Origin of the sequence: Marinomonas sp. 5E14-1 (assembly GCF_039939215.1) — a bacterium.
Classification (GTDB): domain Bacteria; phylum Pseudomonadota; class Gammaproteobacteria; order Pseudomonadales; family Marinomonadaceae; genus Marinomonas.
In genome coordinates this window covers 19,448-37,448 of record NZ_JBDXMW010000019.1, presented here as the reverse complement: position 1 = coordinate 37,448, position 18,001 = coordinate 19,448, and the positions used below count along the sequence as shown (strand labels likewise).

Annotated in this window: 22 protein-coding genes; 2 read left to right on the top strand and 20 right to left on the bottom strand. The window is 41.0% G+C overall.

Translation table 11 applies throughout. The features are described 5' to 3' along the window. Positions 1–3 precede the first annotated feature (3 nt). From ABFY09_RS14270 to ABFY09_RS14220, 11 genes are all read right to left on the bottom strand, one after another. Positions 4–2,217, bottom strand: a complete 2,214-nt coding sequence (locus ABFY09_RS14270) for an MMPL family transporter (RefSeq protein ID WP_347984949.1) — start codon at positions 2,215–2,217, stop codon at positions 4–6. A 98-nt stretch (positions 2,218–2,315) separates the two neighbouring features. Then, positions 2,316–2,879: an outer membrane lipoprotein carrier protein LolA gene (locus ABFY09_RS14265; protein WP_347984948.1), complete on the bottom strand. Its 564-nt coding sequence runs from the start codon at positions 2,877–2,879 to the stop codon at positions 2,316–2,318. Beyond that, entirely contained in the window at positions 2,876–3,283 is a 408-nt protein-coding gene (locus ABFY09_RS14260; protein WP_347984947.1) for an acyl-CoA thioesterase, read from the bottom strand. The genes ABFY09_RS14265 and ABFY09_RS14260 overlap by 4 nt, the downstream gene beginning before the upstream one ends. A gap of 30 nt (positions 3,284–3,313) precedes the next feature. Next, positions 3,314–4,276 carry a lipid A biosynthesis acyltransferase gene (locus ABFY09_RS14255; protein WP_347984946.1) on the bottom strand — a complete coding sequence of 321 codons (963 nt, stop codon included), beginning with the start codon at positions 4,274–4,276 and terminating at the stop codon, positions 3,314–3,316. After that, entirely contained in the window at positions 4,269–5,033 is a 765-nt protein-coding gene (locus ABFY09_RS14250) for a glycosyltransferase family 2 protein (RefSeq protein ID WP_347984945.1), read from the bottom strand. Before ABFY09_RS14250 ends, ABFY09_RS14255 begins: the two co-directional genes overlap by 8 nt. Continuing rightward, positions 5,011–6,744 carry an AMP-binding protein gene (locus ABFY09_RS14245; RefSeq protein ID WP_347984944.1) on the bottom strand — a complete coding sequence of 578 codons (1,734 nt, stop codon included), beginning with the start codon at positions 6,742–6,744 and terminating at the stop codon, positions 5,011–5,013. The genes ABFY09_RS14250 and ABFY09_RS14245 overlap by 23 nt, the downstream gene beginning before the upstream one ends. After that, positions 6,741–7,283 carry a hypothetical protein gene (locus ABFY09_RS14240; protein WP_347984943.1) on the bottom strand — a complete coding sequence of 181 codons (543 nt, stop codon included), beginning with the start codon at positions 7,281–7,283 and terminating at the stop codon, positions 6,741–6,743. The genes ABFY09_RS14245 and ABFY09_RS14240 overlap by 4 nt, the downstream gene beginning before the upstream one ends. An 8-nt stretch (positions 7,284–7,291) precedes the next feature. Beyond that, positions 7,292–7,540: an acyl carrier protein gene (locus ABFY09_RS14235; protein WP_347984942.1), complete on the bottom strand. Its 249-nt coding sequence runs from the start codon at positions 7,538–7,540 to the stop codon at positions 7,292–7,294. 9 nt (positions 7,541–7,549) lie between these two features. Then, positions 7,550–7,813, bottom strand: a complete 264-nt coding sequence (locus ABFY09_RS14230; RefSeq protein ID WP_347984941.1) for a phosphopantetheine-binding protein — start codon at positions 7,811–7,813, stop codon at positions 7,550–7,552. Next, complete coding sequence (locus ABFY09_RS14225; RefSeq protein ID WP_347984940.1) at positions 7,806–8,573, bottom strand: lysophospholipid acyltransferase family protein; 768 nt, start codon at positions 8,571–8,573, stop codon at positions 7,806–7,808. Before ABFY09_RS14225 ends, ABFY09_RS14230 begins: the two co-directional genes overlap by 8 nt. 6 nt (positions 8,574–8,579) lie before the next feature. Further along, a complete protein-coding gene (locus ABFY09_RS14220; RefSeq protein WP_347984939.1) occupies positions 8,580–9,296 on the bottom strand; it encodes a beta-ketoacyl synthase chain length factor in 717 nt (238 codons plus the stop codon). Positions 9,297–9,518: 222 nt separating this feature from the next. Here ABFY09_RS14220 and ABFY09_RS14215 point away from each other — a divergent pair, with 222 nt between their 5' ends. Together ABFY09_RS14215 and ABFY09_RS14210 are read left to right on the top strand one after the other, a co-directional pair. After that, a complete protein-coding gene (locus tag ABFY09_RS14215) occupies positions 9,519–9,956 on the top strand; it encodes an excinuclease (RefSeq protein ID WP_347984938.1) in 438 nt (145 codons plus the stop codon). Between the two features lie 65 nt (positions 9,957–10,021). Next, positions 10,022–10,693 (top strand): 4'-phosphopantetheinyl transferase superfamily protein, encoded by a 672-nt coding sequence (locus ABFY09_RS14210; protein ID WP_347984937.1) that lies wholly within the window; start codon positions 10,022–10,024, stop codon positions 10,691–10,693. 2 nt (positions 10,694–10,695) lie between these two features. Here the strand turns inward: ABFY09_RS14210 and ABFY09_RS14205 are convergent, their stop codons facing one another. The 9 genes from ABFY09_RS14205 to ABFY09_RS14165 form a co-directional block, all read right to left on the bottom strand. Then, the gene (locus ABFY09_RS14205) at positions 10,696–11,604 is read right to left on the bottom strand and encodes an EamA family transporter (RefSeq protein WP_347984936.1); all 909 of its coding nucleotides are present in this window, start codon (positions 11,602–11,604) and stop codon (positions 10,696–10,698) included. Positions 11,605–11,700: 96 nt separating this feature from the next. Next, the gene (locus ABFY09_RS14200; RefSeq protein WP_347984935.1) at positions 11,701–12,642 is read right to left on the bottom strand and encodes a DMT family transporter; all 942 of its coding nucleotides are present in this window, start codon (positions 12,640–12,642) and stop codon (positions 11,701–11,703) included. Further along, positions 12,639–13,430 carry an ABC transporter permease gene (locus tag ABFY09_RS14195; protein WP_347984934.1) on the bottom strand — a complete coding sequence of 264 codons (792 nt, stop codon included), beginning with the start codon at positions 13,428–13,430 and terminating at the stop codon, positions 12,639–12,641. The genes ABFY09_RS14200 and ABFY09_RS14195 overlap by 4 nt, the downstream gene beginning before the upstream one ends. Further along, complete coding sequence (locus ABFY09_RS14190) at positions 13,423–14,361, bottom strand: ABC transporter permease (RefSeq protein ID WP_347984933.1); 939 nt, start codon at positions 14,359–14,361, stop codon at positions 13,423–13,425. Before ABFY09_RS14190 ends, ABFY09_RS14195 begins: the two co-directional genes overlap by 8 nt. Continuing rightward, positions 14,358–15,110 (bottom strand): dipeptide/oligopeptide/nickel ABC transporter ATP-binding protein, encoded by a 753-nt coding sequence (locus tag ABFY09_RS14185; RefSeq protein WP_347984932.1) that lies wholly within the window; start codon positions 15,108–15,110, stop codon positions 14,358–14,360. The genes ABFY09_RS14190 and ABFY09_RS14185 overlap by 4 nt, the downstream gene beginning before the upstream one ends. Before the next feature lie 16 nt (positions 15,111–15,126). Further along, positions 15,127–15,810 (bottom strand): ATP-binding cassette domain-containing protein, encoded by a 684-nt coding sequence (locus tag ABFY09_RS14180; RefSeq protein ID WP_347984931.1) that lies wholly within the window; start codon positions 15,808–15,810, stop codon positions 15,127–15,129. Continuing rightward, entirely contained in the window at positions 15,807–17,330 is a 1,524-nt protein-coding gene (locus ABFY09_RS14175; RefSeq protein ID WP_347984930.1) for an ABC transporter substrate-binding protein, read from the bottom strand. Before ABFY09_RS14175 ends, ABFY09_RS14180 begins: the two co-directional genes overlap by 4 nt. Positions 17,331–17,435: 105 nt before the next feature. Continuing rightward, the gene (locus ABFY09_RS14170) at positions 17,436–17,573 is read right to left on the bottom strand and encodes a hypothetical protein (RefSeq protein WP_347984929.1); all 138 of its coding nucleotides are present in this window, start codon (positions 17,571–17,573) and stop codon (positions 17,436–17,438) included. A 2-nt stretch (positions 17,574–17,575) separates the two neighbouring features. Continuing rightward, the gene (locus ABFY09_RS14165) at positions 17,576–17,977 is read right to left on the bottom strand and encodes a cytochrome d ubiquinol oxidase subunit II (RefSeq protein WP_347984928.1); all 402 of its coding nucleotides are present in this window, start codon (positions 17,975–17,977) and stop codon (positions 17,576–17,578) included. Positions 17,978–18,001: the final 24 nt, after the last annotated feature.

Genomic DNA, 18,001 nt, shown 5'->3' with positions numbered 1-18,001 from the left:
TTATTATGTCTCCAATCGACGAGTTTGCATTAAAGGGGATACTAGCCAAATAGCTAATAATCCAGGCAAAACAATAATGCCGAAATGATATAAAACAGGTGTTTTACTAAGTGCCAATAAACCAAAGGCAAGTAAGCTAGTGAATGTAGATAACGAAACAGCTAACCATGTGTGTGCGCCACCTTCGGATTCTTGTAAAAAAATCCCTATATCTAGTCCTATTCCAAAGACCAGCATCAAGGCAATTAAGTTGAAAATATTGTATCCACCATTAATAAATACGGCGAGAGCCAACGCAATAATAGCGCCAGTGACAGATGGCAGCATGACTCGCCATACATTGAGTCGATAACGTAGTGCTAGTAATAGGGTGATGATGCCATAAGCAGTGAGTAGCCAATCTGCGATATTAGCCCGATAATTTGCTAACGTTTTGCTGATGTCCGCGACTTGGTCAACATAGCTAATGTTGTTATTGGTTATAGCTGCATCTTCTAATTGCTTAACAGTACTTTCTGATAAAGAGCCTTGTAATCGAATCATAGTGGCGTATTCACCTGTAGAACGAGGTTTCAACGTTTCAGACCATTGAAAATTAGCCGCTAACGTTGACCATGTTTCTGGTGACAAGGTTTGTGAGTTGTCTTGTAAATAACGATTAGCGGCTTCTTTTTGCTGCTTTGATAATCCTACTACTTGAGCATAGGTATCGAGCTTAGCTTGGTAGAGCTTTTTGACAAGACCTATATTATGTTGCTGGCGCAATAAAGAAGGCAGCGATTGGCTGATAGACTGATAACCTTCTAACAATCCGTGCTGCATCAATAAGTCTAGTTTTGAACGAAACAGCTCTTCGTTTTGTAACATGTTTTCAGTACTGTTTCCTGAAACAATTAAAAAGGCTGAATTAGTATTATTCCCTAAAGCTTGTTGCACTCGTTGATCTTCCTTCAATAGCGAAGGAGGGGATGTCTGAAGTAAACGTATACTGTCTTGCGGTGTGGCCCAAAAGAATACACTGAAACAAGTTGTGACTAAAATAGTTACAAATAAGCCTGTTGTTTTAGGATATTGGTCTAGTTTTGGAAGTGCTTCTTGATAAGAATTTAAGACGAGTGCAGTAGGCAGGTAACTTTCTTTATTAGATAGAGTGTTTTTGGTTGTTATTAAAGGTAAAAATAACAAGACCGTCAGCCATGCAGCAATTAAACCTGTTGCAGAGAAAACCGCTATTTGTTGAAGACCGGGAAAAGGCGTTAAGGCTAATCCACCATAAGCTAACACACTGGATGTTAGCCCTAATAATAATCCAGGGAAAAGTTTACGTACAACAATTGAGCCGTCATTGAGATAACTTTCACATACAAAATGCATAGAATAGTCGACCGCTACACCAACTAATCCTGCGCCAAACGCAATCGTAATTAAATGAACTCGTTCAAAATATAAGCTTGTCACAGCCATCGCTACGAGGCAGCCGACTATTACAGGTAGTAAAATGTGTATAAGCGGGGCCACTCGGCGAAACACGAATAAAATAATGATGACAATACCGAGTATTGACCCCAGTCCTATCGTCGATATTTCGAATTTGGCTTGTTCCGCTCCTTTTGCTGCATGAAGTAATAAACCTGAATAGGAAACACTAATACTCTGCTCGTTCATTTTCTGTTTGATTGATTGTAATACAGGAACAACTTGAGCTTGTGTCGCTAGATTGAATGGGTTTTGATGCAGTTCAAGTACCAAAAGATAGCTAATTTTCCCTGTATTAGTTAAACGTAAGAGACCGTCTTCTAGTTTGATTTGTGTGTCTATTTTTTGATTTAACAATAGGTCCGAATATAAAAAAAATGGGTCTTGTATAGGGTCTGTTTTTCCGGCTCTCATCGGGGAAAATAGATTGCTTAAAGATGAATTAAGTTGCTCTTCGTAATCTCCTGATTCTAATCTTTTGGCAACATCATCACTTAATAAAGCAAACCTAAAAGGATAAAGTGCATTAGTTTTTTTGCTTGCGGAATTCGCCAAAGAAGTCAGATCTGCTACACCGATGAGCGTATTTAGATCTTGTGAAACAGCATGAACAGCCGCCTTAGCGCTTTGCTTGTCATTGGCCGATATCATAATAAATATGTGATTGGCGTATTCACTAGTTTGTTGTTCTTGCAGTTCGCTAATGACAGGCTTTTGTTCATGCTTTGGTAGTAATGCCATGATGCTCGTATCAAAAGCGGTCTGTTTCACCCCTGCAAAAAGACAAACGGTAAGAACAAAAATAGCCCAAACTAGGGCACTTAATTTAGCGTTGATTATCATTTTTGCTGTAATTGATCGAACTCTATATGAGTCAGATTCCCTTCGGGTTCGTATAGTGTGACTTGTTTGAGATATTTATCGCCTTCTAGCGTTACCTTATGAATAAAGCTACCAATGTTCTTGTTGAGTGGAATCAATGTTGCTTTCCAATGCTCTCCAACAACCTCGGCATTCACGTCAAAGTACTCTTCCAATATTTGCCATTGCGCTGTCATCACGCCGAAGAAAATATCACTCAACACAGCAACGATAGGATTAGTTGTTGTATCAAGTTTATTGACCTGAATGCCGTTTTGATAATTTAGCATGGTGTTTGGTGTGAGTTCTAGCGTGCTATCAATGGGGGAGAGTGTGTGCCAAATGATCTGGGTATCACGTAAGTAATTAAACTCCCCCGTAGACTGTAGCGATGTATCTAATTGCGCTAGATACTTACTTTGTGTAAAAGTGCCAGTGAGTTTGTCTGGTGCTGCGGTAACGGTTTTTAGTCTATCTAAGTCGTTAGCGAAGCTTGATAAACTTAATAGAAATAAAATTATGCCAAGGATGGTGTTTTTCATTCAGGAATTCCTAGTTTTTCAAGAAGCACTGATGGAGAGGCATATTGCATTTCTCCAGTGTTTTTATCGACAGCCACTTGAATGGTATAAGCCTTTGTTAGGCGCTTGCTTGTTTGGCTGTCTAAAAAAACATAGTCCACTTTTAGCCTATTCTCCCATTCAACTAAAGTCGCTCTGATTTTGAATGTTTGTCCGAACTTTAAAGGATGTGCATAACGAATTCGCATATCTATTACAGGCCAAATGAAACCACTTTCTTCCATTGCGATGATGCCGTAGTCGATGGAGTCCATTAATTTACAGCGTGCTATTTCCATGTATTTTGCATAATGACCATGCCAAGCGACTCGAATAATATCCACGTCGTGAAAAGGCACTTCTAACTCAATTTCAACATATATCATTACTTTCTCCTGCAGCCATTGTGCACAGAACTATGAGTTGCGACGATTTGTTGATGTTGGCTTATCTTTCATAGTCGTTTCCCAGAATGGGAAAAAGTTAAACCATTGTAGAGGCGCTAACTGACAATAATGCTCCAAACGTTTTGCATAACGAGCAACTGCTTCCTCTAATTTTTGCTCTCTCTCTTTTCGAGCCATAGTCAGTTTTTCAGAGAAGGTTTCCATATAAATATGATAAATAGACTCTTGCTTTAAGCAAAACATAAGATATACAGGACAGCGTAGGAGATTAGCTAAAATAAATGCACCTTGTGGTAATGCAGCTTTGGCTCCTAAAAAATCCACAATAGAGACGCGCTCGCCATTATTCACTGGTGTTCGGTCACCGGCGATCACGATAAACTCTCCTTCTGCAATTCGCTCAGAGAGAGTCATCGCAGTGGCAGGTGACATATCGGTGACTTGCATGATATCAATAGACGCATTCGCGTTAACCCGTTTCATCATGCTATTGAATTTTTGAGCGTGCTTGGTATATACAAGGATGGTGACCTTAATGTCGGGCAATTGATGTGCAAGTGCATTGCAAACTTCAGTGTTGCCAAGATGAGACACAACGATGATGCCACCTTTGCTCGAATTGTCTAATTTATAGAACGCCTCAGGTGTTTCAAAGATAACATTTTGAAGGTTGATTTCCCCCATCCAGACTAAAAATTTATCTAGTAGAATTTCACCGAACATCCAAAAATGACGTAAAGGTGTTAATTTATGTTTCGCATCTTCTGGTAAAAATGATGCTACTCTTCCTAGATAATCCTTAGAAGCTGATCGAATAGAATGCTGCTTCAAATAAAAATATAAGATGACAGGGGCAAGGAAAAGTTGAAAACCTTTATAACCGAATAATTTATAGCACATCAACAAGATACGCATACCTAAAACGGTGCCTGTTTCTGCCACTGTAGACCAATGTTTCGATGAGTTAGTCATGACGTTTGTTCCATAATATAACTGGAAGACGTAAAACCATGCCAAAAAATAAACGTGTGTGCATCCATGAGATCAAGACATTGTCTTTTACCGCTTTGAAATGAGAGACCCCATCTTTAGGGTAAAGGACTTTTGTTGGTAAGTTTGTGACCTTGTTACCGGACCATAACCAACGAACTACAACTTCGGTATCAAAAGACATACGGTTGCCGCAGTCGTTACGATCAAGCTGTTTGCAGATTTTATCCAAAGGATATACTCGAAACCCACACATTGAATCTTTAATGTCAAAAGAAAGCGTGTTTATCCAGACCCAAACATGAGTTAAATAACGAGAGTAATAACGGTGTTTAGGAACGCTGGCGTCATAAATTGGCGCCCCACAGATTAAACTGCTTTGTTCTTTTTTTGCCATTTCTATAAAAAGTGGTAAGTCGCTAATGTTATGTTGGCCATCTGCATCGACTTGCAGTGCATGACTAAAACCTTGAGAGAGCAGAAAACGCATTCCAGCTTTTACTGCACCACCTTTGCCTTTATTGACGTCTAGTTGAACGAGATAAACAGCTTCTCTGTGTTTTTGTGCCAATTTTTCTAGTACGTTTCTGCATTTTTCATGACTACCATCATTTACGAGAACAACGGGGTAGCCATATTTAAGCACCTTATTAAGAGTGTTCTCTATGGCCGCTTCATGGTTGTAGACAGGAATTACGATCGCTGGTTTAAAGTCGTTATTCAAAACATATTCTGCCACTAGAATGCACTCCTGCAATTGATACATATTTGAAAATCACTTTGCTTTTGATAGAGTCGTATTCCAGTTCTAATGACACTTCTGCGTTTGGAAATATGACAGATTGGAATTTAACGACTTCTAAACGAACGAAGCTACCTTCGAAAGCAAATATGTCTCTAGCATACTGGATAGCCCAATGTGTTTGTGCAATCCCAGGTAAAATAGGTGCTTTCTCAAAATGGCCATCAAAATAAATAAGCTCTTTAGGAATATGAAAATCGAGTCGGCATGTATTTTCACTTGTATTAACCCGAGCTAATTCTCGTGGCCATTGTACTTCTGCTGTTTCAAACTCTGTTATTTCAAATAATGCCTGTAATGATTCCATAGGAAGCTTACCTTGTTGATTGTAGGGGAGCGTGTTTACAAAACGCCATCTTCTAGGAAGTAAAACAGGTTCAAATGATGCTTTTAAAGACTCTTTTAATTGAGTTGCTAACCATTTTTGCGAATGTTTTTGTACTAACCTTTTTCCTGTGTCATTAAGTTCAGCGACGATAGCGACTTCTTCTCGTTTTTTTGTGATAACCAGTGCTTTAGCAACACAAATCCAATTACTTTCTTCTAGACATTTTTCTACTTTTGATAAAGATAAGCGCTTGCCTTCGACTTTAACAATACGATCTGAGCGACCATGTAGCCGGAAACAATTCTCTGACAGGTGTTCTATGTTGTCTGAGAGTGTTTCGTGTTCAGTTGAGATATGAGGACCTTTTACTGTAAAACCTTCATCAGACTTATCTAAAGTTATATTGGGTAATAACGTCCAATAATCGGCTTCTTTCTTTGTTTGGTTACGCCAAGCAATAGCGCCTGTTTCGGAGCTACCATAGACTTCTAATATTGGAGAGTGAAGCAAATGAGCAGCATATTGACTGTCTTTGTACTGTAGTGGCGCTGCAGAAGAAATAGTCGCCTCGCATCTTCCTTTTAGATGAGACCAATCGAGTTGATTGTTTAAGCGCTTTAAGTGAGCGGGAGTGGATATCAGAAGGAATTGCTCATATTGAGAAGCAAGGTGATAAATATCTTCTGAGAATGCACTGTGTTTAGCGAGTAAAAGGCGCCCCGTTGCTAATGACCAAAATAAGCGAAATGTTAATCCAAACAAATGTTGGTGAGTGACTGTAGACAGTACAACGGATTTGTTCGAAAGAGGCCATAAAGTTTCAATACAAGAGAGCTCGTCATCAATCTGAGCCATGTTTTTGGGAATGGGCTTAGGCTCTCCTGTTGATCCTGAAGTATAAACTTCTATGGCAGGAAAGAGGCGTTCAATTTCTATCCAAGAAAGTGATGTATTAGTACACTGTTCGTCATGCTCATGCTGTTCATCTAATTGGTGTTTCGAGGTGATGGTTTGTTCAAATTCACCGAGGAAACCTGCCACGGAATATTTTAAACGTTCAACCGTCGAAGTACAGTTATCACCAGGTATACAAGCTGTGCAGCCTGATTGCCATAAAGCGAGTAAAAGTGTGAAAAACTCAATGGCATCGCTGTGGAATACTGCCCATTTCTGACCATGAGATAAGGGCAAAATAGTTTGCCACATGGCCACTTTTTTAGATAAGTGCGCCTTCGTTATGATGATGTCGTTGAATACCGCAATTGGCTGCTCTTCGGCGACATCTAGTAGCCATCTTGATAAAGGTATTAATGTACTCATGCTTTATTTTTAACTCTATGCCTTATGATCCATTCAGTCGTCACTAAGAGGCCAATAAGAACATAAGCAAAAAAGCCATTATAAAATAGCCAAGCCTCATCGGATGCCCAGAGTGCGGTGAATAAGGCAATAAAACCGTTTAGCGTAAAAAACGCACACCAAACCACGGTGACTTTTCTAGTGTAGCTAACACCTGTTTCTGGTAAATCGGGTTCTTTTAGGCGTGCTATACGTTCAATAATGGGTTGCCCACTATAAAGACTGGAAGCAAAAACTAATAACATGGCAGCATTCACTAGCACAGGGTAGAATTTTAACCCTTGTTGATTACCCCAGAAATACGCGATAACTACCATCCCAACAACTGCTACAAAAATGATTTTTCGTGTGTGCTTTCTTCTTTCTGTTAGGCCTTTTATCATCAACAATGTGATGATAAAAAATAGGACAAAAGTAGAATCAAAGTGAGTTAAGCCAAAATAAACAAGGAACGGGTACATAATGGTGACAATTACTAAGAATATTTTGAGAATCACCACTATTTACCTTATACAAACAACTTTTCTACAGCGATCACAACATCTTCAACCGTTCTAACGGATTTAAAGTCATCAGGGTTAATTTTTTTGCCTGTCATCTTTTTTAGTTCTACAACCAAGTCAACGGCATCGATACTATCAATATCAAGATCTTCATATAGCTTTGAAGATGGTTGTATGTCATCAGCGGATAATTCAAACAGATCTTGTAAAACACCTGATACTTTTTCAAATACTTCTAGGTTAATGCTATTCATAATCTTCTCTTAATGTGTTTCTTTATATGATTCAACTAATTCTGCCAATGCGTTGATACTGGCGAAGTGGTTATGAGTTTCTTTCGAATCTGCTTTTAGTTTGATGCCATATTTTTTTTGTAGTGCTAAACCAATTTCTAAAGCATCAATAGAATCTAGCCCAAGCCCATCAATAAAAAGCGGTTCCGAATCAATGATGTCGTCTGCTGTAATATCTTCTAACTCAAGTGCTTCAATAATCATATTTTTTAATTCTAACTTTATGTTAGTCATTTAGAAGTAACTCCTTTTCAAAATAGTGTTTTAAGTCAGATGTTAATTTTCTTGCTGCTACAGGAGATGAGTTTCCAATCGAGTAAGAATGTACATCAATAGTTTCTTTTACTTTTATCTTAAAGTGCGCCTTGGTTTTTGGAATCTGATACCAAGCATCGCTTTTTGTTAAAGTGGTTGGGTTGCAATTAATTAATACCGTTGTTATTTGTGCTTTCGCGCGAATCGCAATGTTGGCTGCACCACGTTTAAGTGCCAATTTTTCACCTGGAGTGGATCTTGTTCCTTCAGGAAAAACAATTAAAGCGTGTCCTTTGGAGAAGGCTTCTTCAGCCATTTTTATGACGTGCTCATTATTATCATTAATAATATAACCTGCTGCTTTTACAGAGCCACGGGTAAATATATTTTTAGTTAAACGACCTTTCACGACACAGTTTGCATTTGGTATTAAGGCAATCAAAAAAACGACATCTATCAGTGACGGATGATTTGCCAGTACTAATTGAGCATTTTTAAGTTTCGCTACGTCTTCAATCTCATAGCTTAAAACCCCTAAGAACCGCATCATTTCGATATAACAACGAAATGTGTGATGGATTAGTGATTGCGCTTTTTTCTCTCTAATTAATGAAGATGATGAAGTGGCATACAAGATAGGTAAAGCCAAGATAGGTAATAAAATACCTCCAATGCCGAAGACTAAAAAGCTAAAAGCAGTGGCAGTCCAGCGCCAATAATATTTCATTATCTCTAGCATCTTATTTTACCTTTTGATGGACCATTGAGAGTCTTTAGTGCTAGGGAAGAGAGCATGCTGGCTATGAGATAAAAGTAAGGCTATTAATTCTTTAAACTCATTGTCTGAATGTTGTGGTACTTCTTTTGACATAGTTCTGCTGAGATTAAATGTGTCACCTTCATCACGACTTAATACCATGGCAATGGCATAAGTAAAAGGTGGAGAAGACGCAAAGGGCTTATATAAGTCAGGTAAAGTAGACTCACAGATGATACAGAGTATGTGTTTATGTTCTTGTAGCTGAGTTGCTGCTTCTAATATCGCAAATGGTATTAAGTTTTCAGTGGCTGATATAGCCGTAATCTCACTTTTATCCTTTCGTGCTATTGAATATAAACCACTGATTGCATTGTGTACGGCAAGACTAAAGCTTGTTGGAGAAAGTGGTTCATTAGCCGCAATGGATTTGAGTAACGACAGTGTTAAATCTACGTCACCATGGCGAGACGCAAAGACTAAAGGTATTTGTTCATTTTCATTTAAAAGGGGATCTGCTGCTTCGACGGCCCCCTTACCAAGAGCGGTGAAACGTCTACGAAGCATAGTAGGGATGCGAGAGAGCTTAGGCTTAGGGCAATCAGTGGGTAATACATACGGGCTATTAAGCCAATTATCCCAAGATTCTGAAGAATCTAGCCCTGGGGTATAGGCATTCCATCCACGCAACTTAAAACTTAACACTTATATAATTCCCTAATTTGACCGTATGTTACACAGCAATCCTATATATTAGCTGGGACTAGGATAATAGATTTTCGTTTCTATTTACATAATATTTTTGAGTTGATCATTTAGGAGGGGGAGGGGAATCATATTCACAAAGTGAATCCAGCTTGTAGAATTATGCGATTTTTCTCGAGTGTTATTGTAAACTACATTCAACTTTTAGAAAGAGGGAATTTTATGAAAAAAATCATTGTCGCAGCTATTTCAATACTTATTCTTTGCTCATCTTATAGTTTTGCCCGTGATGATATAGGAACTTATTCTATTTCTAGTGTAATAAGCACAGATGTAGCAAAAGCAAAATTGGGATCAGATATTTCGTTTTATTTTGGTGATGAGTCATACGGAGAAATAGTTAAAGAATTTGGAGTATTTAAGACCAATAAAAAAACGAATGCGTTTGGTAAAAGTGATTCTGAAGCCTGTAATTGGGTTTTTCTATCTGCAATGATTGCGCTTAAGCAAAGAGCGATTAATGAAGGTGGTAATGCAGTAGTCGAAATTAAATCTAACTATAAAAATAATCTGACATCTAGCTCAGATGAATTTAAGTGTGGTGCAGGCACAATTATGGCTGGAGTCGCTTTAGTTGGTAAAGTAGTAACAATCGAGTAAATGATGATTAGGTTTAGCTATTGAATGTAGCACTAATGAATTCTTAATGGTTAGATGTGCTTTTTATGCATAACGAAATACGTATTTTTTTTACAAATACTAAAAATGTATCGACTGAAGTACAGCAACGTATTTTCAATAGCTTACCTATTGCTCAAAAAAATAAAGCCATTGCAATAGGTAATCAAAAAAGACAAAAAGAGTTTATAGTAGGGCGAGCGTTACTGGTACAAGCGTTATATAGCGAAAGGCGGCAACAGAATCTTCCACTCATATTAGAGAAGGATTTCTCAGCACCTATAGTGCATGGCTTAGACGACTTTTATGTTTCGATTTCACACAGTAAAGATTTGATATGCTGTGTTTTGCACACCTCTCCTATTGGTGTAGATATCGAATATAAAAAAAATGTCAAAAATATAATGGATAAAAGTGATTTCTTTATGTCTCATGAGGAGCTTATCAAATTGCATGAGATGGCGTGTGAAAGCCAAAAAGAATCGTATTTCTACGAGGTTTGGTGTGCAAAAGAAGCTTTTTTCAAATCTTTCGATCATATTACTCAAACAAACACTAGCTTAAAATCTATTCAACTATCCCAGCTTTTGCAGTCAAATGAATACATCTTGTTTGACAAGGAAATAAATAACTACCATTTATCTATGGTGTATCAAGATATACTTCATTCTGTATCTCTAATTTCGGTTGATTTGGAATGTTATTTACCAAATAGCTGAAGTTATTGTTCTTTACTAGCTTTTTGGTTGTCTCTGCGAGCTAACCAGCGTCCACCTAGTGTGTTCATGACCAACCCAGTTAATACCAAAGCAATGCCTAGCCATTGAAACGAGCTGATTTCTTCATTCAAAATTAAAGCGGCTGATGTTAGCCCGACAACGGGGACTCCCAGTGTTAAAGGGGCAACAGTGCCAGCAGAATATCGCGACATTAAATAGTTCCATAAGCCATAACCTATGATTGACGCAGCAACAGACAAGTAAAATAAAGTTGCTATGGCTTTCCAGTTTATGTGGATAAGGTTGCTCCACATAACATCCGCGCCATCAATGAAATAAGCGCCTAAAAAGAATGGAATAGGTGGTATCCAGCTTGCCCAAACAACGAGATTTACATTTGAATCGTAGCCTTTTTTACTGATCGTTTTGGTGACTATATTACCTAATCCCCAGCTTGCTGCTGCTGCTAAGGTAATCGCAAAGCCTAATGCCGTCATGGTTGTGTTCGCGTTATTTAAACCAATAATCGCAAGCCCAATTGCTGCAACACCAATTGATAATAATTGGTAAGGACGAACGCACTCTTTTAAGAACAGTGTGGCAAATAATAAGGTGAAAATCGCTTGTGATTGTAAGACCAAAGAAGCCAATCCAGCTGGCATACCAAATTCCATAGCGAGGAAGAGAAGCGCAAACTGCCCAAAATTAAGTGTTAATGCATAAAGGATTACCCATTTTAATGGGGTTTTGGGGAAAGAGAAAAAGAATGACCCAATAGCAGCGATCCCAACGAAGCGTAAGCCACCCAACATCATAGGTGTTAACTCATCAAGCCCCCAGCGAATGACTACAAAGTTAAAGCCCCACACGAAAATGATAGCGAGGCCGAGTAACATATCTTTTGGAGTCATGGGGAACCTTAGAAGCGAATAAAGATTAAGTATTTACTTTAAGTGGTTTTTTATAAAAAACCTATGTACACATTCACGAAAAATAAAGCAGACAGATTAGATTCTTTTTATTTTCGATCGCTTTTTTCTTTCGGCCGAGGCTAGAGCTGCTCCAGCTAAAACAAGAGGCGCTGAGATAAGGAACGTTGCAGAAATGGATAAATGGAAAATGAATAAATCCGCTAACAAAGGCCAAAAAAGTGCCAAATATTCAAAAGGCGCAAGTCGTGATGCTTCTGCATAGCGAAAAGACAATGTCATGGCGATATGTGCAAAACCACCAAATACCCCAGCAGAAATTAAATACAATAAAGTCATTCCTTCTGGCATAACCCAACCCCAAGGGAGCGTCAGCAAGCCACCAACCATAGAAGCTAGAACAAAGTAGAGTGCTATGGCGCCTGGGCTTTCGGTCTGATTCAAGCGGCGTACCATTATCAAAGCTAACGAAGAAAGAACCGCAGATACAAGGCCAAAGATGACGCCAAAGAGGCGATTTTCATTTTCTCCATCACCACCTAATTCAGGCCAGACTAAGGTCACCACACCGGAAAAACCAAGAGCAATGCCACCAATGCGAAAAATCGTTAACCTTTCTGATAAAAGTAAGATAGCAGCAATGGCGGTTAATAAGGGAGAAAGCTGTGCGATAAGGATCGCTTCTGCAACATTTAAACGAGCCAATGCGGCAAAAGCACAGAACATGGCCAGTGTGCCTAAAGACGCGCGTAAAAGGTGATCAAGAGGGCGTTTGGTTGCTAATCCGCTTGGAAACTCTTTTCGCAGCCATAAGAAAATAATCAGTGGTAGAATGGCGAAGAAAGAACGGAAAAATACCACTTCTCCTAAAGGCACTTCATCGCTGGCAGCCTTGATGCAAATGAACATACCTGCCGCCAATAGGCCAGATAGTATGCGTAAATTAATCCCTAATGTTGACCGATCTAAAATATTAGTCGTTGTGTCTGTTTTGCTCGTACTTTTTTTAGCCGTATTCATTCATTTCCCTTTTTAGCAAGCGCATCTCTTAGAGCATCTCCAGCAAGGTTAATAACCAAGACGCAGATCACAACCGTTATTCCAGGCCATATCATTTGGAGTGGGGCAGCACGCATGTGTATTCTTGCGTCCAGCAACATGGTTCCCCATTCAGGGCTAGGTGGTTGTACACCAAAACCTAGAAAACCTAAAGCGGAAATACCTAAAATCGCACGCGCGAACATACTCGTCCACACCACAACAAGAGAAGGTAAGAGAGACGGCAAATAGTGCCATCGGGCAAGACTGAGTAAAGATACCCCGGCAAGTCTTGCTTGCACCACATACCCACGAGTTTGTAGTGACAACCCAATGCCTCGAGCCACTCGTGCATAGCGCATCCAACTTGTAAGGCTTAATGCCAATATTAGGCTATTAATACCGCCACCTAATAGGCCTGCAATAACCACAGCCGCAATCAGCTCAGGGAAGGCCAAAAAAGAATCAGTAACACGCATAATGGCCCAATCTAGGGTTTTGTTGCCAAGTGCCGCCATGAGTCCAATGAAAGTGCCAACCAACAGGCCAATTAATGAAATAACAAAGGCTAACCCTAATGACCAGCGTGTGCCATGAAGCAACCGAGATAGTATATCTCGGCCAAGAGCATCAGTTCCCAATAACCATTTACTGCTTGGTGAGCTCAAGCGTTCGGCAATGTGAATGGCCGTTGGGTCATACGGTGCTAGCAAAGGGCCAATCACAGAAAGCAGGAAAAGCACAAAAACAAGCAGGGCCACACTACGCATTGTTATCTCCGATACGAGGCTCAATGAGCTTATAAATAATGTCGATGAGAAGATTAATTGTGACAAAGAGTAAAGCGGTGAGAACAACCACCGCTTGAACTTTAGGAAAGTCACGAGCTTCAATCGCTTTCACTAAGAAACGACCTACACCGGGGCGACCAAAAATAACTTCAACAATCACGGTGCCCTCTAATAAAAAAGCCAATTCTAAACCAAACACAGTAATCACTGGGATAGCGGCATGCAGAGCAACATGACTGCGAGCAATACGAGATTGAGAAATACTGCGTCTTTGTAGCGCGGGTATAAATGGCTGACATTTCGCTTCTAAAATACCTGAGCGGATAATTCGCATGAGTGCCGCAGCAACGCCACAACCTAATGTCAACGCCGGCAGAATCATATGGCTTGCAGTGCGTGCTCCGATGGCAGGTAACCAAGCCAGCTTGACTGAAAATAGCAGAATCAAAAGCAGCCCTAGCCAATAAGCCGGAATCGCTACGCCAAGTGATGCAATGGCTACTGCTGTTCGGTCTAGCCAACTTTCTGGATAACGAGTGGCAAAGATAGCCAGTGGAATGGCCAACATCAGGCCGATGACTAACCCGACTAGGGCGAGTGGAGCGGTATAGGAAATAGCAGACAATAAATCTGGCCAGATGGCTCTGCCTGTAACGGATGAGTAACCAAAATCGCCTTGTAATAGAGGCGTTAGCCAATTGATAAAAGCAGGCCAAAAGTCGACATCAAGGCCAGCTTCAGCACGAACTATATCAACGATGTCGGTTGAGACAATAGCGTCAAATCTAGCCATGGCGATGGCATGTGCAGGATCTCCAGGCGCATACCAAAGTAGTGTGAAAGTAGCGAATGCGGTGCCAGATAGAACAACAAAAGCACGTGCTAAAAGACCGAGAATGCGGCGTGTCATTTTGAGTTCTCCCTTTTGGCTTCTAAGTTGCTGTAACCTAAAGAACCTAGGCTAAAAGCCGCCGCTCGCAATTCATGACCATAATCAGACTGAGGTTTTTTGATGAATTCAGTCGTTGAGGTAATTTCCTCAATATGTCCTTTACGTAATACCGCAATATAATCGCTGAAAGCGGCGGCATAACCTAAATCATGAGTGACGATGAGGGCCGAAAATCCTTGCTCTTGTTGTAAGTCAGCAATCAACTGAGCGGTTTTTTTCTGAGACACCGCGTCCAATGCCGACAACGGCTCATCAAATAAAATAAGTGGTGGCTCAGCCATTAAAGCGCGTAAAATCCCTGCTCTTTGTGCTTGTCCAATAGACACTTGATTTGGTTTTCTGTCTAACAAGGCTAATGGAAGTTCTAAGCGTTCACACAATTGCGCCAATCGTGCTTCAGTGATGGTTTTGTTTTGTGCCTTTAAAGGTTCCATGACGGATTGCCGTAAAGGCAGAATAGGGTTGAATGCCGATAAAGGCTCTTGCATGACCAATGATGGCAAGCAATCTTTCACAGGGGAATTTGACCATGACACCTCGCCATTATCTGCTTTAACGAGCCCTAGAATAACGGCAATAAGCGTGGATTTCCCCGCGCCACTTTCACCGACAACAGCAAGGGTTTGACCCGCTGATAGTGTCAGAGAAATGTCCTTAAGCACCGGTGTTTTCTTATAACTGGCAGAGATGTGATTGAGTGTTAGCATAGTCGTTCTAGGATAGTTAGCGTGGCAAAGTGAGCCAATTTCGGTGAGTGCAAAGAGATTGAGCCACTTGAGATTGAGGATTGTTTAGCACATCTTGAGTTGGAGCATCTTCTACAATTCTTCCTTCGTCCATCACTAATAATCTGTCCACTTGTTGCGCGGCAAGACCAAGATCATGAGTAATTAATAACATTGCGGTATTGCGAGTAGATAGGTAGTTTTCCAGTAGTGTCATGGTTCGCGCTGCAACAATTGGATCCAGTGCCGAAGTTGGTTCGTCCATGATCAATAAGGCTGGCGAGTGGATTAATGCCAGCGCAATAACAAACCTTTGTTGCATGCCACGACTCCACCCCCAAGGGCGTTTCCGTAAATCACCATCTTCAATATTAAGAGCCTGAAAAAGCCGTGTTTGGCGCTCTGCATCATGCGACAAACCTAGAGCCGTTTCGGTTTCACGCCAATGAAAATCCATACTGCGCAATGGATCAAGTGCTTGATCCGGCGTTTGTGGTACGTGAGCCACAGGAATGTTTTGTGCTCTTAAATTGTCTATCAAGGCATGGCCGAAAGTGGACTTTCCAGAACCAGACGCGCCAACAAGCCCGATGCGATCACCAAGCCTTATCTCAAGAGATGTTGGGTGTAGGATAGTCCGACCCGAGCGCACAGCGCTTAGGTCGGATACAGACAATATCATTTCGAGAATTTTGTCTTGTGAGTGAGCCAGTAGGTTTCTGTTGGGTGCACTTGATAGCCTTCTAAACCGGATTTTGCGACATTTGTTTGTGCTACATGGAAAAGTGGAATGAGCGCCGCATCAGTGGCAATGATGTTTTGTATTTTGTCATAAATGACTTTACGAGCATCATGATCAAAAGTGGTACGGCCTTTAGCAAGCAATGAATCCAATGTGGCATTGCTATAACGGCCTGTGTTTGAACCGCCATCTGATTTCAGTAAGGTTTCCAATACAGCACCCGGATCGCCCTGTGGCGTTGTTACCCAAGCTTGTAGGAACATGTCGGCTTTTCCTGCCGCCATAATATCATTGCTTGCGCCATATTCACCAACACGAACATTCGCCTTGATGCCGATAGCTTGAAGGAAAGCTTGAGTCAATGCAGCCGAAGGCGATAATGCCGCACGAGAAGAGTAAGTCACGATGTCTATTTCCAACGGCTCACCATCTAAAGTCCAAATGCCGCCTTTTTTAATCGCACCTGCTTTTGCTAATAACGTTTCGGCTTGTTGTGGGTCATAAGTCGCTGGGATGTCCGCCGCCCAACCTTTGTTAGCCGGGTAAATTGTGCCAGCTGGTACACCACCGACACCAGAAAGTGCCGCATCGACAATACCTTGACGATCTATGGCAAGAGAAACAGCACGGCGAATTAAAGGGTTTGCCATTGGGCCGCTAGAAGCGTTGATTGTGTAGAAGTAAAGTCGTGCTGTAGGAGCCGCAAAACCAAGCGCGCCTGTTTCTTGAATGCGTTGGAAATCGGCTTCAGGGTAATTGACTACCATATCGACTTCGCCTGCTTCAAAAGCCAATGCGGCAGAAGCAGGGTCAGCAGAGACAACCACTTTGACCTCTTCAAAGCCTGGTGTGCCAAGGCGATAGTTGGCATTTGCTTCAGCGCGATAAAGTTGCTCTGGAATGGCTTCTTTAAAGACATAAGGGCCAGTCGCATTGATTGGGAAAGCGTCTGATACTGGGCCAAGTACCGCAATAGCTGGCTCAGATAACGTCCAAGGGAAAGCCGCATTTGGGCTATTGGTTTCAAAGAGAATTGTCTTTTTATCTTGAGCAGACAGGTTCGCTAAATCAAGCAGTTTAGCAACACGGGCGTTATGCCCTGCATGGCCTTCTTTAGAAATAGCGGCAATGCCTTCTACAATTTTATCCGCTGTCACGGCTGAACCATCATGAAACGTAACGCCTTCACGAACCACGACCTTCCATGTTGTTGGGCTAACTTGCTCGATGCTTTTAGCAACGCGTGGGTAGAGGTTCATATCATAATCAATTCCCATAAGGGTCTCTGTGACACCCACTTGGTTCGACAGCCAGCCATTGTATCCAGCGCGAGGGTCTGGCACTTCAGATTTGGGGCCGAATGTAATGGCGATTGATAGGCTGTTATCTTTTGCAACTGCCGGCATGATTGAGGCAATAGCGATGCAGGCTGTAAGCGCGATCCTAGAAAGTAAGGACATAAATTGGTTTCCTTGAATGTATACCATGGAAGGTTTAAATGATTGTAAAACGTAGAAAGTCCATTTTCTCATAAAATGTTACTGTATAACACTCTGTTTCATCCTTTAAATTTGTATTCCAGCGATGAATAATTTAATGCCATAGGAGATGGAGATTAACGTAAGAGTCCCACCTAAATACAGCAACAAGAACCATTGCCAAGATTTGAGGCGAGCGGTTTTAGCCTTAATAAACTGAAGCATGATTAGTAACCCTCCTGATAATCTTCGACTTTGCCTGCAAATACGCGATAACCCCAAATGGTATAGGCGCAAATTAGCGGAACGAAAATACACACCCCCGGTAGCAAGAAGAGCAAGCTAGAATCTGGCGAGGCGGCGTCCATAAAGGTTAATTGTCTTGGAATCAGGTAAGGGAGCAGCCCTACAACCAAGCCTGCAAAACCTAACAAGAAGAGCGCGGAAGCACACCAAAAAGGACGGCTTTCTCTGCTGTGATCTTGATGTGGTTTATGGGCACTCAACTCTTTCCATAGAAAGAAGGCAGCGACCAAACTTAGGAGTGGTAAAGGTGACAATAGCAGGAAGTTGTAATCACTGAACCAGCGATCACGGATTTCCACTTCATTGATTACCGTCCATAGCAACCTCCTTTTCTGTTTTATCCGTGT

Bases quoted from the DNA above. Each gene is read 5' to 3' on its own strand.
- ABFY09_RS14215 (WP_347984938.1), top strand. From the start codon at position 9,519: ATGAAAAAAATCATTGTCGCAGCTATTTCAATACTTATTCTTTGCTCA.
- ABFY09_RS14175 (WP_347984930.1), bottom strand. From the start codon at position 17,330: ATGTCCTTACTTTCTAGGATCGCGCTTACAGCCTGCATCGCTATTGCC.
- ABFY09_RS14270 (WP_347984949.1), bottom strand. From the start codon at position 2,217: ATGGCATTACTACCAAAGCATGAACAAAAGCCTGTCATTAGCGAACTG.
- ABFY09_RS14255 (WP_347984946.1), bottom strand. From the start codon at position 4,276: ATGACTAACTCATCGAAACATTGGTCTACAGTGGCAGAAACAGGCACC.
- ABFY09_RS14260 (WP_347984947.1), bottom strand. From the start codon at position 3,283: ATGATATATGTTGAAATTGAGTTAGAAGTGCCTTTTCACGACGTGGAT.
- ABFY09_RS14225 (WP_347984940.1), bottom strand. From the start codon at position 8,573: ATGCTAGAGATAATGAAATATTATTGGCGCTGGACTGCCACTGCTTTT.
- ABFY09_RS14185 (WP_347984932.1), bottom strand. From the start codon at position 15,110: ATGCTAACACTCAATCACATCTCTGCCAGTTATAAGAAAACACCGGTG.
- ABFY09_RS14245 (WP_347984944.1), bottom strand. From the start codon at position 6,744: ATGAGTACATTAATACCTTTATCAAGATGGCTACTAGATGTCGCCGAA.
- ABFY09_RS14200 (WP_347984935.1), bottom strand. From the start codon at position 12,642: ATGAATACGGCTAAAAAAAGTACGAGCAAAACAGACACAACGACTAAT.
- ABFY09_RS14195 (WP_347984934.1), bottom strand. From the start codon at position 13,430: ATGCGTAGTGTGGCCCTGCTTGTTTTTGTGCTTTTCCTGCTTTCTGTG.
- ABFY09_RS14170 (WP_347984929.1), bottom strand. From the start codon at position 17,573: ATGCTTCAGTTTATTAAGGCTAAAACCGCTCGCCTCAAATCTTGGCAA.
- ABFY09_RS14230 (WP_347984941.1), bottom strand. From the start codon at position 7,813: ATGACTAACATAAAGTTAGAATTAAAAAATATGATTATTGAAGCACTT.
- ABFY09_RS14265 (WP_347984948.1), bottom strand. From the start codon at position 2,879: ATGAAAAACACCATCCTTGGCATAATTTTATTTCTATTAAGTTTATCA.
- ABFY09_RS14210 (WP_347984937.1), top strand. From the start codon at position 10,022: ATGCATAACGAAATACGTATTTTTTTTACAAATACTAAAAATGTATCG.
- ABFY09_RS14180 (WP_347984931.1), bottom strand. From the start codon at position 15,810: ATGATATTGTCTGTATCCGACCTAAGCGCTGTGCGCTCGGGTCGGACT.
- ABFY09_RS14235 (WP_347984942.1), bottom strand. From the start codon at position 7,540: ATGAATAGCATTAACCTAGAAGTATTTGAAAAAGTATCAGGTGTTTTA.
- ABFY09_RS14190 (WP_347984933.1), bottom strand. From the start codon at position 14,361: ATGACACGCCGCATTCTCGGTCTTTTAGCACGTGCTTTTGTTGTTCTA.
- ABFY09_RS14205 (WP_347984936.1), bottom strand. From the start codon at position 11,604: ATGACTCCAAAAGATATGTTACTCGGCCTCGCTATCATTTTCGTGTGG.